Source organism: Bacillus cereus (assembly GCF_002564555.1).
Taxonomy (GTDB): domain Bacteria; phylum Bacillota; class Bacilli; order Bacillales; family Bacillaceae_G; genus Bacillus_A; species Bacillus_A cereus_K.
On record NZ_NUVD01000004.1, the window covers coordinates 35965 to 49531 of the forward strand.

Sequence of the window (13567 nt, forward strand, 5' to 3'; positions counted from 1 at the left end):
ACGAAAACAAACGCAATGGAGGCTATCATGAAAAAACTAATTGGTATAGCAACAGCAGCAGTTTTTGGTCTTGGGATTTTCACATCATCTGCTAATGCAGAAACTGTTGTAAAAACAGATGTACTAAACGTACGCGAAAACCCTACTACTGAATCAAAAGTTGTCGGTAAATTACAAAACGGTAATAAAATAGATGTTCTAAATACAGAAAACGGATGGTCAAAAATCAATTTAGATGGTAAAGAAGCATTCGTAAGTTCAGAGTTCACAAAAAGCATCTACTACGTAACAGCTAACGTATTAAACGTACGTGCTGAGGCGAATACAAACTCAGAAATTCTTGGTACGCTGAAGAAAGACGATATGATCGAAACAACGAACCAAGTACAAAATGAGTGGTTACAATTTGAATATAACGGGAAAACAGCTTATGTTCACGTTCCTTTCTTAACAGGTACAGCACCTGTTATTGAAAAACAAGAAACAACTGCTCCTGCTAAAGCTGCAGCACCAGCTCAAGCACCTGCACCAGTAAAAACAGCTGCTAAGCCTGCAGTAAAAGCTGCTGAGACTAGCGAACCTTCTGGTGGTCGTGAGTTAACAGTTGAAGCTACAGCATATACAGCTCACCCGAGCGAAAATGGCGGCACATATGGCGGCCGTGTATTAACTGCAATGGGTCATGACTTAACAGCGAACCCAAACATGAAAATGATCGCTGTTGATCCAAAAGTAATCCCATTAGGATCTAAAGTATGGGTAGAAGGTTACGGAGAAGCTATCGCTGGTGATACTGGCGGTGCAATTAAAGGTAACCGTATCGACGTTCTACTTGGATCAGATAGCGCTGCTCAAAAATGGGGACGCAAAACTGTTAAAGTGAAAATTTTAAAATAACCAATGACTGCTAAAGCCGGTTCTCTTTGTTGAGAGCTGGCTTTTATTTTTTGTATAATACATATAAGGAGGTTCCGCCCATGAATGTACAAGCAAAAGTAGATTGGATTGGTACACCCAAACCGTACATATACAAAGATGAAGTGACATATGACGCTAATTCCATTGATTTTTCACTTACAAACGATGACAATCGCTATAAATTAATTGTGCTCAGCCATGAAGAAAATACACATTACAAAATTGTGCAATATGGGATAAAACCAGGATCCCAAAAGCCCTTTCCTATCGACATTCCATTTGAACAAGACATGTTATTAATTGTAGAACAAATACTACATGATCCATATGTACAAGCGATATTAAAGGAAATGCGCTTCTAATTACAAAAAAGGATGTCACCTAGCAAAAAGTTCAACTAGGTGACATCCTTTTCTAGTTTTCCATATTGGACATTAGTAAAGGAAATTATATCAACGATTTTTCCAATTATATCTATCATAACTTACAATATATCAACGGTTCGACATGAAATATCGAAAATGGCGGTGCTACATAAAAAAAGAGACTGTTCAAATTGAACAGCCTCTCCCCTATGTTAACGAGTCGGACCAGATACATCTTCCGATTTCAACGTATTATTTGCACCAAGAGAATGATACAACATCGTTCCATCTTCATTCACAGTTACAAAATGTTCGTTACTAAAGCTTTTGAACTTCACAGATCCATCACCATAACGAATGTGGTACTCTTCGTATGTCGTCACTTTATATTTCGTTTCACTTTGACGCTCTACATTACGAATTTCCATCGTTAATAAATCTTCTGTAATTCCTTTTTTGTGTAAATATTGTAAGTAATCACGGTCTTCTTTATACGATTTTCCGCTCTTATCATAATTATTTTCAATTAAACTAAAATCATTTAATGCAATCGCACGTACATTATCATAAATGTGATTTCGTACAAAGTCACCAACTGCTGAGTTTGATGTTTCTTTCGGGAATTTTAAGTAATACGTGCTTTGGTCTCCAATTGTAATACTTTCGGATTTCACTACACCAAAATTAGTAGTTTTCTCTAAATGTACTTCCACTGTTTCATCTGTCGCTACAGGACCAAGCTCGTAACTTCCATAAGTTAATTTCCCGCGTTTTTTACCGTTCACAAACACAGTTGCATCACTTTCATCAGAAGAGATCGTTACATAATTACCTTCAAGTGATAAATCCACTTCTACTTTTCCGCTCTTTTCATCTGCTAAATCTACTTCTTCTTCTGTTTCTAATTCAGTAAGTTCTGTCTTAGCCGCTGCCTTTACAACATACGTACCTGGGAAGTATGGTCCCAGCTCTTTCGAAGTTTTATCACTAGAAAGCTCTGCTTCCTTCTTATCATTCACATATATTTCCGCATTCTTTGCAGTTGTGCTAACGTTCATGTAATAAGATTTCATACTGAACTTATACTTCGGATATAAGAACCATTCTTTTCCGTCTTCGACAATTTGTCCATCTTTAAAGGACGCTTTATCTTTTGTTAGCTTTTGATCTACAGTCTCTTTCTGTAAATAAGACAGTAATTCTTTGTTATAAGACGGATTCTCTTTCAAATAACGGATGTACGCCTTAATATCTTCTGTCTTAACCTTTAAACTCGGGTCTTCTGCTTTCACAAACTCAGCAATCTCATTGATATCTTTCTTTTGGAATGCTTCAATCATTACATTCACTTGCTTTTCTTTTGAAAACTTATTTGCTCCAAATTTATATGCTCCGAATAATAAAGCTGCAATAATGACGAAACCAATAATCAAAAATAAATTTTTCTTACTTTTTACTGGTTTAGTCTCACTTTGTACTTCTGTATATGAAGTGGCAGTGTTATCAACGATTATTTCGACTTTACTTCCGCACTCGGGGCAAAAGTTCAAATGATCTGCAACCTGCTCTTTACATGTTCCACAAAACTTCAACATGCTCTCCCCCTATTTTTTAGCTAATTTCATTCCAGCGAATGCCGCTACATATGTCAAAATAAAACTAAACAAAGTTAAATACATAAATGAATTTTGCATAGATAGTACAGTACCGCCTGCTCCAAATAAATTCATGACCTTTCCTGAAACATCAATTTGGAATTTAGAAATGATGTTCATTACAATCATCATAATTGTGTAAGAACCGCTACATACTGCTAGTGTGATATACATGTTCGCAGTTGGTAATTCCGCTAATTTCCTCCCGGCCATGAACATAAAGAATGCTGGAATGATAAGTAGTAATAAACCGTAATGGAATGCACCATTTACTTCTTCTACTTCAGCGAGATCTTCTTGGTTTCCGCCTTGTGCAATTATGATATCTTTCATTCCGATATCATTTACAGAAATACCTGACACGAATGAAAATGCTACTTTGTTATCAGATGCTTTCTTACTAATGTCTTTAAACTCATGATCAAATACTGGACTTGATACTTCTAGCGGAGAAAGATGAGCCATACTCCAGAATTGAGGTGTTAATTCTAGCGCTAATAATACACCTTGTGTTTTAGATGCTTTCATTTCTTTTAACGGTGTAGCACTGTCTACGTTACTTACTAACGTTACAGCTAAAATGCACATTACTACCGCTGTCGCTAACAGCCCTTTTATCATAGATGAAATTCCATAATAAATAGATGCTCCATATGGCATTAATTCTTGGAATGCTGCTGCCATATTGTTTTTGCTTGTATGAGCAATAAATCCTAATAAAGTAAATAATGTCCCGCATACAAAACCACTCAATAAGCTCTTAAACGCTGAATAACCAACCGTAATCTTACCTGCATCTGAGAATGGAATGGCAAAAGATTGTGATGCGATAAAACTTACGATGAATAAAAAGACGCCATAAATAATACCAACTGTTGCTGCCATAAAAATTTGATCTTTAATCGTTTTTGCAGCACGCTGCTTTCCTAACCAAATTCCTGTTCCAACGAAAACAATAAATGGAATGATCAATAATAATGTAAATGGAGTATGCCAAGATAAAGATAATGCCAATCCACTATCGTCACCAGCTGTAAAACCAAGTAAATGATAACTTAACAGCGTAGAAGTCGCGCTCGCATAAAAGCTTGGCAACATTTCTAACTCTTTCGCAAATGTACTAAACATCTCACTTAACATAGATGCAAATAATACACTACCAATCCATCCAGCAATTAACATAAGAATACTTGCAATAGCTCCACCAATAACACCTGTTTTTAAAACAGCCTTATCTGCTGTAAATTCAACTTTAGGAGCGCCTTCCATCGCAGGTAATTTTACAGTTTGTTCTTTTTTCTTCACAACAAATAAAGAATGCCCACACTTTTGGCAATATAAATTTTGCTGAGCATTTTCGTTGCCACAACCTTTGCAGTATTTAGCAGCATCTTGTTCTAACGTTACTGCATCCATAGCTCCCGCAATTTCCATACTCCCTTCATTCGGGCAGTAATTTACCTCTTCACCATGTTGCTTTCCACATGTGCGACAGTACATTCCACTCACTCCCCACTTTGCTTAATTCCACAAACCGGACAGTAAGTAGAGTTCTCATCGATATGCTCATTACATGAAATACAATTTGCCGTTTCACCAACATTGTCTACTGCTAGCATCGGATTAGGCGTGCCACATGAACCACAAAACTTGTCATTCATTGATAAAGATCCACCACATTCACATGTAGCTTTCTCACCTTGCTGTTTTTGCAGTTCAACGATGCGTTTTCTCGCTTGATAAATCGCCACATCAAACTCTTGGACTGGAGCAATCATTTCTTTTAAGCTCTCTTCATTTACGCCATTTCCTCTTAATTGAACGTACACCTGCTGTCCAAGCTCTAATAAAACCTCTGCTTTTTTCTGCATTTGCACTTGCATTCCTTTTTTCAATTGAGCAATTTCTTGTGCAACTTGCAACTTCATCTTTCCTTGCTCTATTCCCTCTTGTAACTTATTCATTCCACTACCTAATTTCGTCTGTAAATCTGACAAATTGATTCTCCTCCTATAAAGATATGGTAATATCTAAAATTAACATTTTATATATTACCATGATTTTCAATCAATGTAATCTAAATTTCATTTTTTCTGTTTTGAGCATTTTTTGTTTATAATGGTAAAGGAAAGAAATATGTGTACGGAGGAATATTATGCTGCAACACTCAATTACGAAAGATGAAATTATGATGATTGCGAATGAGTTCGTTCAAGGACTAGATCCACAGCAAGAAGCTGATCAGGAACATGTCGCTACAGCTCGGCACCTATATCGTAGTGGTGTTGTTTATAACGTTGATTTTGATGGCTATACACTATCTGGAACTGTAGATGCGGAAGGCAGCGTATATAGCGTTCATATCCCGATTCGTAATGTTGCTGAAAGCTATTGCGATTGCTTCGCCCCAACACAATGTGAGCATATGCTCGCTGTGTTATTATCTGCAGCATCTAGTTTCGGGCAAGTAGGGGATGTATTAACTTTATTTAAAAATAATACGAAACCTTCCCTTCCTCCTATTCGAACTGCAAGACAAGTATTGCAATCATCAGCTTTTGAAGAAACCGATTACAAAAGTTGGCAATCGTATTTTGAAAAAGAATATGAATCATTTAAAAAAGAACAAGCTCGGCTTACTTATAAACAAATGTATTTTCTTATGAGTATTTTTACAGACTTCTATACGAAACTCGAGCGGAAAGCTCCGCGCGTCATTGCGATACATGAATTATTCAGGCTACACGCGGCACTTTACTGCTTTCAAAAGTTATTAGAAGAAATCCAAGCATTCGAAGTAAACAAAACGTATTCGTATCATCAGCCTGTTAACGTCGTTCGCCTATTTGTAGATAAAGTGGAATCCATCGTTCGGGACTTACAATCAGAAGCGATTCCTTCAGAGTCCGAGCAGATTTTACAAGAAACAGCTCGTCTCGTTCACGAAGTATTCTTCTCTACCGACTCCTATACACAAGAACGATTTTTCATTTATCGTCACATATGGAGTGAACTATTAAAAGAAAAAGGACAACTGCAAGAAGAAGAAAAGCGAGTCGATACGAAAATCAATCCACTTTCCAAAGCATTAGCATCTTCTCACCTACTCTTTTTAAATGACGAAGATCTATTAGCAATGGACTTACTAAAAAAACAGCCTGCTTCTGTTGTAAGTCTTTACTTCTATTGGTTAGAAGAGCTATTAAGCACCATGCAGTGGGACCGTGCAAAGAACTGGCTTTCCTTTACGTATAAACAAGTAAAGCGAACGATACATGAGCATGAAAATACAATCTTCATAAAAGATATCGTTCGGCTATTTGTAATCATGTACGAAACATATGCAACGCATACAAATGAACAAGCTGGATTCGAAATGATTTTGCAGGAACTATTACCTTATAGTTTCGCAAACTATGAACAATACGTACTTGCGAAAAAACAGTATCGCACATGGACAGAACTACATCTCTTATATGGATTTGAAGCAATTGAACTGTTGAAAGAGCCCCTAAAAGATATTGAAAAAGAAGCGCCAGAAGCGGCACTTCCTCTTTATCATCTCGCTGCTGTTGAGGCCATTGAAGAACGCAATCGCAAATCATATAGACGTGCAGTTCGTTACTTAAAGAAATTACGTACATTATATAAACGATTAAAGCGCACCGATGAATGGGATGCTTTCATTATTCACATCGCCAATCTCCATTCACGTCTACGTGCACTACAAGAGGAATTACGGAAAGGAAAATTAATCGATGATCAATCAAACTGAAGTAACAATTAGGCTCCAGCATGTTAGTCAAGGTTGGTTCCTTTGGGGAGAAGATGACAGCGGTACTCCCTTATCCGTAACAAGTTGGAAACGAAATGCGTTTATTTGGCACTCCACTTCTTTCTACGGTACGTTTCTAAAAGACGCAACCTTTGAAGGAAAACAAGGTGTTATGCTAACGAACGCACAAGCATTTGAATACATCGCAAACAAACCGATGAACTCCTTTGCACATATTCAAATGAATGGTCCTATTACAGCACTTACGAAAGATGCAAATGAATTATGGGATGCCTTTGTAACCGGTAGCTTCGTACCTGATATGGAACGTTGGCCCAAACAGCCATCTTGGAAAGTTCAAAATACACCAATTGAAGATGACACATTAGCATCTCTTTTCTCAGCCGCGGTAAATGAAAGTATATTGCAGGATAACCGTTCAAATGACGGATGGGAAGATGCTAAAAGGCTATATGAACATTACGACTTTACGAAAAGACAGCTAGAAGCAGCGCTACATGAAGAAGATTGGCTTCGGAAAATTGGTTATATTGAAGATGACCTTCCGTTTACAATCGGACTAAGACTGCAAGAGCCACAAGAAGAATTTGAAATGTGGAAACTTGAGACGATTGTGACACCAAAGCGCGGAGCACATCGCATATATGTATATGAAAGCATCGATTCCTTGCCGAAAAGATGGCACGATTATGAAGAACGTATTCTTGAGACGCAAGAAGGCTTTAGTAAGCTCATACCGTGGTTAAAGGAAGAAGATACGTTCCGAAATGAACTCTTCGAAACGGAAGCGTGGAACTTCTTAACAGAAGCAAGTAACGAATTACTTGCAGCAGGTATTACGATTTTACTACCATCATGGTGGCAAAATTTAAAAGCAACAAAACCGAAACTACGCGTACAGCTGAAGCAAAATGCCACGCAAACGCAATCTTTCTTCGGCATGAATACGCTCGTTAATTTTGATTGGCGCATTTCAACGAACGGAATTGATTTATCCGAAAGCGAATTTTTCGAACTCGTGGAACAAAACAAACGTCTATTCAACATAAATGGTCAATGGATGCGACTGGATCCAGCCTTTATTGAAGAAGTAAGAAAGCTAATGAACCGTGCCGATAAATACGGACTAGAGATGAAAGATGTCCTTCAGCAACATTTATCAAATACAGCTGAAACAGAAATTGTAGAAGAGGATAGTCCGTTTACTGATATTGAAATCGAACTAGACGGATATTATGAAGAGCTATTCCAAAAGCTACTGCACATTGGAGATATTCCAAAGGTAGATGTTCCTTCTTCACTAGACGCAACACTCCGCCCGTATCAACAACACGGCATAGAGTGGTTATTATATTTACGACAACTTGGATTTGGGGCATTATTAGCCGATGATATGGGGCTTGGGAAAAGTATTCAAACGATTACTTACTTACTTTATGCGAAAGAAAACAACCTCAAAACAGGCCCTGCATTAATTGTGGCGCCGACATCCGTCCTTGGAAATTGGCAAAAAGAATTTGAGCGTTTCGCACCAAATTTACGTGTCCAATTACATTACGGAAGCAACCGTAGTAAGGAAGAGACATTTAAAGACTTCCTTCAATCGGCAGATGTTGTATTAACATCTTATGCATTAGCTCAACTTGATGAGGAAGAACTTACTTCGTTATGCTGGGACGCTGTTATTTTGGATGAAGCACAAAATATTAAGAACCCGCATACGAAACAGTCGAAAGCAGTACGAAACTTACAAGCAAATCACAAAATCGCTTTAACGGGTACACCGATGGAAAATCGACTCGCCGAGCTTTGGTCCATTTTCGACTTTATTAATCATGGCTATCTCGGAAGCTTAGGACAATTCCAGCGCCGCTTCGTCACACCGATCGAAAAAGATCGCGATGAAGGGAAAATCCAGCAAGTTCAACGGTTTATCTCACCATTTTTACTGCGCCGAACGAAGAAAGATCAAACAGTCGCATTAAATTTACCGGATAAACAAGAACAGAAAGCTTACTGTCCACTGACTGGTGAGCAAGCTTCCTTATACGAACAACTTGTTCAAGATACATTACAAAATGTAGAAGGATTAAGCGGGATTGAGCGCCGCGGATTTATATTGCTCATGCTGAACAAGCTAAAACAAATTTGTAACCATCCAGCTCTTTATTTAAAAGAAGACGAACCACAAAATGTCGTTGAACGCTCTATGAAAACAAAAACGTTAATGGAGCTCATCGAAAATATAAAAGACCAAAATGAAAGTTGTCTCATCTTCACTCAATACATTGGCATGGGAAACATGCTAAAACGTGTGTTAGAAGAAACATTCGGTCAGCGCGTCCTCTTCTTAAACGGTAGTGTACCGAAGAAAGAGCGTGATAAAATGATCGAGCAGTTCCAAAACGGAACATATGACATTTTCATCTTATCCTTAAAAGCCGGCGGAACAGGCTTAAACTTAACTGCTGCTAACCATGTCATTCACTATGACCGTTGGTGGAATCCAGCTGTAGAAAATCAAGCAACAGACCGCGCATATCGCATCGGTCAAAAACGATTCGTTCATGTCCACAAGCTCATTACAACAGGAACATTAGAAGAGAAAATTGATGAAATGTTAGAGCGAAAACAATCGTTAAACAACGCTGTCATTACAAGTGATAGTTGGATGACTGAACTATCAACAGACGAACTAAAAGAATTACTTGGTGTATAAAGTGAATGCTTTCCCTGACCGCACATAGCGAGATAAACATAAAGAAAAGGAGCAAATCTCTAAATGAGATTAGCTCCTTTTTTTATTCCAAAACCAATTACTTATTATAATCCCCGTTAATCCACCGCACGTATCCAGCAATGAATCTTGCCACATCGGTGTACGGTCTCCCGTAAACGATTGATGGATTTCATCAAACGTTGCATATCCCGCAACGAAAAGGAGGGCATATATAAAGCACCTTTTTCTCGAATAACCCAATCGATGAAAAGCATAATAGGTCAATGAACCGAGCATAAAGAACACCATAAAATGAGCGCCTTTACGAAGAAAAAACTCAATAAACCCGCCTACACCTTTATTTGCAATACTAACAGGTGTACCTCCACCATAATCGATCGATACCCATGAGAAATGCTCTTTCACAAACTCAACATTTACATATTGTTCAATATCCGAGCGCATATCCTGCTTTTTATATGGTTGTGCTGAAGAATAAAAAATAAGCCCCATCCATAGTAATACAGGAATCCAAAATAACCATTTACGATTCATTCTTCCGAAAGCTCCTCTCTTATTCTTCTAAGAGTACCAAAAAAAATAAAAAAATTCACGCCAAAACATGACATTCACGCCCTATTTATAAAGTGAAAGGGGGTGATAAACATGGCAGTTGAAACAATCGTAATGGATTTAACTTTACGTCTTGTATTAAACAATGGATTAGATAAGAATGGAAAAACATCTTTCAAGAACAAACAATTCAAACGTGTTAAAACGAATGCAAACTTAGAGCAAGTACACAACGTAGCTCGTGCCCTTGCTTCCTTACAAGAATCATCACTTCATGCTGTACAACTTGTAAGCACGTCAGATCTTGCTAACCTATAAAGTGAAACTTTAGTCAGTAGAGGGATTACAGGCAGCCTGATTCCCACCGAACTTTAAGGTGGAAATCAGGCTGCAAATAACAGGATAAATAAGAAGGAGGAAATACAGCATGCAAGTACTAGAATTAATTTTCGCGAAAGAAGATGGAAAAACTGTTGTCTTTTCTATCGATAAGCCCATCACACCTATCAATGCACAAGTCGTAAATCAAGTAATGGATACAATTCTTTCCTCATCTGTATTTTCATCAATTGATGAAAATACCCGAAAAAAAGGAGCCCGTCTCGTAGAAAAAAATGTATCCGAAGTTCCAATTACGCTATAAATAAAAAGACGAATCTGCATCATTTTGCAGATTCGTCTTTTTTCTTCGGCATTTCAATCGGAATAAATATGTTTGAAAAACCAACGCAAACATATTTATAATTTTCACCGCCTAAATCAAACTCTGTCGTATATGTTGAGAAGAAAATATAATCATTTTGCTTTGTATAATGGTCAATTAATAATCCAACTTGTGGCCCAACATACTTATTTGCTAATTTTTTCCCAGCCGATGCTAAGTCGCCAAGTATACCCTCTTTGTTTTCTTTCTCAACCTCTTCTATCTTCTTACTCACATCATTACGCTTCATAAATTGTTTTGCTGCCCAATCCGTATATTCACCTTTGCTTGGATTACTATTTGCTAAATATACTAGAAGAACAACAACTAGAGCCATAATAATATACTTTTTCTTCATGCTATATCACCGCCTACTCTTTTCTATTTTCATATATATGTACAAGCGATGCAAATTAGAAAGACTATCACATATTGATTGTAAACGAACAACCAAAATTTACAATACGAAACAAAAAATTAACAGTTATTTTACTTAATTCGTATATAATTATATTCGGAATAACATTTAATTATAAGGGAGGATTCGAAATTATGAATCATGAAAATGATATTTTTATTTCTAGTTCTACAATGATGTTAGAGCCTTACCAGCACCTTTATTATTGCACAACACTTATCGACAGTAGCGGGAATCATATACACTCCCGTCAAACCGCTCTCCAACTCATAAAGAAATCTTGTCTAACCAATGTTCACTCTACTTATCAAGGCAGACGTAATGCAGTCCAAACAAACTTTAAATTCAAACAAAACGTCCCAATTCCAATTAATCATAGAGAATATATTTGCGCTTTTCCAACAGAATCTCCTGCTTCTCCAAACTGTATATGGCTATTTTATAACCATATACATGACATAGAATTTTTCACAAAGAGTAAAAAAGCTAAAATTCATTTTTCAAATGGGACCACCACAACAATACATATCAGTCCCCATAAGTTAAAACAACAAGTATTAAAAGCTGGATACGTATTATCCCGTATGAACATGCAAGATTCACTACAATTTAAAAACCTCTTATTAAATTTACTGCCTTAAAATAATAAGTAGAATGGAAAGCAATATCTCTTGCCTTCCATTCTTATGATAATATTTATTCTTTTACGCTATCTCGCATTTTCTCAAGCGCTTGCCGATATACCCACCTTACTTGATAATATGTCATTTCTGTCTCTAAAGCGATCTCCCCCATCGTCTTTCCTACAAAAAAGCGTTCAAAAATAATATACTTCTCCTTCTCATCTAACACACTCATAAACTCTTTCGCTCTCATTTCAATATCTTCAAACTGAAAGATATCCTCATACTCACCTACACATACATACCTTTCTTGCATCGTGGATTCTTTGTTCAATCTTTCTAACATATAACCACGCACGGTTACAAGTGCATATGCGGGAAAATACCCCTTCTCCGCATCAAATCTTTCATACGCATGCCAAAGACCAATTAAACCACATTGATAATACTCTTCATAATCTTGACGAATACCTAGCTTCTTTATTTGATTTACAATCATTCCTTCATACAAAGCAACCGTCTCAGTAAAAGTCGTTGGCTTCACATCGTACCTATTTCTAAAAGGCATACCTCTTTGTTATTCCGCGGTATCTTTACAATATAAAAAGGAAAGGAAACTTTCATTGTAGGTAATTTCAAATACTATTATCCAAATTTGAAATTACACTATATAGAATTTGAAATTTAGCTGGTGGTATTTGAAATAGGGGTGAAAATAAAAAAATTCCTCCTATATATCATTAGGAAGAATTTTTGTTTATATATTTGCAAACTATACTATTCTCTAGTTATCCTTTTGAAATATCTATCAATCACATATAAACCAGTAGCTAAAATACTGCTTATAACACCAACAAAAATATAAGGATTCTTATTCGGCATATATTCTACAGCTAACAATAGTACGACTAACATGAACAAAAAATTCACTAAAAGTTTCTTGAGCATATGTACCTCCTCCTTATAACAGAAAAGCTGCAATTATGTTTATAATTGCAGCTTTTCCTTCTAGCAGCTTGAAGTACCTCTATTATTGGAACATACCTTGTAAGGCACCCAGCCCAAGAGCTAAGATAAAGAAGACAATAGTAATAATTGTTGCCTGCTTTTTACTTAAACCTGCTGTAATTTGAAGACCTAACCATGTAACTATATATCCCCAAATTGTAAACACTTCAAATTTACTTGCAATACCTTTTATAACACCACTACTTGAGGAAAAAATTGGTCCTAAGCCAGTATACATTTCTTGACCCGATCCACCTAAAACAAATGCTAAAATTACATTTATTAGTAGACCAAGTAATGAAATAACACTTGAATATACAGTAATCGCCAATAATTTTTTATAAGAAGTATCATTGCTCATAAACATCATTAAAACTTTATACACCACAGCACTAAGTAGGAAACCAAATGCCATACCAATAGCACCTACACCGAATCCCATACCATATGTCATTGCAGCTGAAACGGTAACACCCAATTCTTTATTAAGCTTAATTGCTTCAGGTGTTAGAGAGTATACATAAGCAGCAAACCCACCAACAAGTCCACCTAGTAAAACAAGTAACCAAAACGCACCCCAAACCGCATTACTCGTCTTCATTCTCTCAAACTGCAAACCAGGAGATGTAATCATTCCAAATAATGATGGCTTCTCTCCGCCAACCTTTTGCGTATTCATATTCGCTTCCATTATAACGCCTCCTTCTATTTATATAACCCGTTCTAACGGGCGGTTCATTTCCTCATGCAAGAGGCTACGAACCGCCCACTAGAACGGTAATCTGTAGC

The 13567-nt window shown here is 36.9% G+C and carries 15 protein-coding genes; 7 read left to right on the plus strand and 8 right to left on the minus strand.

The features are described 5' to 3' along the window. Window positions 1-27: 27 nt before the first annotated feature. Window positions 28-897, plus strand: coding sequence for a cell wall-binding protein EntA (locus tag COI75_RS00945; protein ID WP_000733304.1), 870 nt, complete (start codon window positions 28-30; stop codon window positions 895-897). Window positions 898-977: 80 nt separating this feature from the next. Then, a complete protein-coding gene (locus COI75_RS00950) occupies window positions 978-1280 on the plus strand; it encodes a DUF3910 family protein (RefSeq protein ID WP_001102516.1) in 303 nt (100 codons plus the stop codon). Between the two features lie 215 nt (window positions 1281-1495). Here the strand turns inward: COI75_RS00950 and COI75_RS00955 are convergent, their stop codons facing one another. From COI75_RS00955 to COI75_RS00965, 3 genes are read right to left on the minus strand one after another with little or no spacing between them, the layout of a single operon-like run. Beyond that, window positions 1496-2875, minus strand: coding sequence for a zinc ribbon domain-containing protein (locus COI75_RS00955; protein ID WP_033657984.1), 1380 nt, complete (start codon window positions 2873-2875; stop codon window positions 1496-1498). A 12-nt stretch (window positions 2876-2887) separates the two neighbouring features. Further along, window positions 2888-4438 (minus strand): zinc ribbon domain-containing protein, encoded by a 1551-nt coding sequence (locus COI75_RS00960; RefSeq protein ID WP_098448148.1) that lies wholly within the window; start codon window positions 4436-4438, stop codon window positions 2888-2890. A 5-nt stretch (window positions 4439-4443) separates the two neighbouring features. Next, the gene (locus tag COI75_RS00965; protein WP_001281747.1) at window positions 4444-4935 is read right to left on the minus strand and encodes a zinc ribbon domain-containing protein; all 492 of its coding nucleotides are present in this window, start codon (window positions 4933-4935) and stop codon (window positions 4444-4446) included. Window positions 4936-5093: 158 nt separating this feature from the next. Here COI75_RS00965 and COI75_RS00970 point away from each other — a divergent pair, with 158 nt between their 5' ends. Both COI75_RS00970 and COI75_RS00975 read left to right on the plus strand, forming a co-directional pair. Next, window positions 5094-6713, plus strand: coding sequence for an SWIM zinc finger family protein (locus tag COI75_RS00970; RefSeq protein WP_000939119.1), 1620 nt, complete (start codon window positions 5094-5096; stop codon window positions 6711-6713). Continuing rightward, complete coding sequence (locus COI75_RS00975; RefSeq protein WP_098448149.1) at window positions 6697-9453, plus strand: DEAD/DEAH box helicase; 2757 nt, start codon at window positions 6697-6699, stop codon at window positions 9451-9453. The genes COI75_RS00970 and COI75_RS00975 overlap by 17 nt, the downstream gene beginning before the upstream one ends. A 69-nt stretch (window positions 9454-9522) precedes the next feature. On the opposite strand, the gene COI75_RS00980 is transcribed toward COI75_RS00975, so the two are convergent. Then, window positions 9523-10008: a VanZ family protein gene (locus COI75_RS00980; protein ID WP_098448150.1), complete on the minus strand. Its 486-nt coding sequence runs from the start codon at window positions 10006-10008 to the stop codon at window positions 9523-9525. Window positions 10009-10119: 111 nt separating this feature from the next. Between COI75_RS00980 and COI75_RS00985 the strand changes: the two genes are divergently transcribed. Next, complete coding sequence (locus tag COI75_RS00985) at window positions 10120-10344, plus strand: DUF1659 domain-containing protein (protein ID WP_000257696.1); 225 nt, start codon at window positions 10120-10122, stop codon at window positions 10342-10344. Window positions 10345-10453: 109 nt separating this feature from the next. Continuing rightward, a complete protein-coding gene (locus COI75_RS00990) occupies window positions 10454-10669 on the plus strand; it encodes a DUF2922 domain-containing protein (protein WP_098386396.1) in 216 nt (71 codons plus the stop codon). Between the two features lie 19 nt (window positions 10670-10688). Here the strand turns inward: COI75_RS00990 and COI75_RS00995 are convergent, their stop codons facing one another. Then, window positions 10689-11087, minus strand: coding sequence for a DUF4359 domain-containing protein (locus tag COI75_RS00995; RefSeq protein WP_000731402.1), 399 nt, complete (start codon window positions 11085-11087; stop codon window positions 10689-10691). A gap of 194 nt (window positions 11088-11281) precedes the next feature. Between COI75_RS00995 and COI75_RS01000 the strand changes: the two genes are divergently transcribed. After that, window positions 11282-11788 carry a competence protein ComK gene (locus COI75_RS01000; protein ID WP_098386394.1) on the plus strand — a complete coding sequence of 169 codons (507 nt, stop codon included), beginning with the start codon at window positions 11282-11284 and terminating at the stop codon, window positions 11786-11788. A gap of 55 nt (window positions 11789-11843) precedes the next feature. On the opposite strand, the gene COI75_RS01005 is transcribed toward COI75_RS01000, so the two are convergent. The 3 genes from COI75_RS01005 to COI75_RS01010 all read right to left on the minus strand — a co-directional run bounded on the left by COI75_RS01005 (window position 11844) and on the right by COI75_RS01010 (window position 13469). Beyond that, window positions 11844-12314 carry a sigma-70 family RNA polymerase sigma factor gene (locus tag COI75_RS01005; RefSeq protein ID WP_141535071.1) on the minus strand — a complete coding sequence of 157 codons (471 nt, stop codon included), beginning with the start codon at window positions 12312-12314 and terminating at the stop codon, window positions 11844-11846. A 233-nt stretch (window positions 12315-12547) separates the two neighbouring features. Further along, the gene (locus COI75_RS26745) at window positions 12548-12718 is read right to left on the minus strand and encodes a hypothetical protein (protein WP_000914399.1); all 171 of its coding nucleotides are present in this window, start codon (window positions 12716-12718) and stop codon (window positions 12548-12550) included. An 82-nt stretch (window positions 12719-12800) separates the two neighbouring features. Continuing rightward, window positions 12801-13469: a Yip1 family protein gene (locus tag COI75_RS01010; RefSeq protein WP_098448152.1), complete on the minus strand. Its 669-nt coding sequence runs from the start codon at window positions 13467-13469 to the stop codon at window positions 12801-12803. Window positions 13470-13567 lie beyond the last annotated feature (98 nt).